Annotated in this window: 1 protein-coding gene; it reads right to left on the reverse strand. The window is 59.8% G+C overall.

Translation table 11 applies throughout. The features are described 5' to 3' along the window. Positions 1–28: 28 nt before the first annotated feature. Positions 29–246 (reverse strand): hypothetical protein (locus tag ACPYOI_RS36725; protein ID WP_481424264.1); only part of this gene is annotated, 218 nt, incomplete at its 5' end.

Consider the following 246-nt stretch of genomic DNA (forward strand, 5'->3'; position numbering starts at 1 on the left):
GCGGTGGAGGGATGACAGGCGAGCTTCATCACATCAGCAGACCTGTCACGAGACGTCCGATGAAGGCCATGACCCAAGCCAGCACGAACATATACCCGAAGGCCACGGCGGGCCACTTCCATCCGCCGGTCTCCCGTTTCATGATCGCCACGGTCGACATGCATTGCAGGGCGTAGGCAAAGAAGAGGATGAGTGCCACGATGGTGGCCGGGGTGAAGATCTTGTTGCCCTTGTTGGGTCCATGGG

This window comes from Rhizobium sp. SVR5-2C (genome assembly GCF_056755115.1).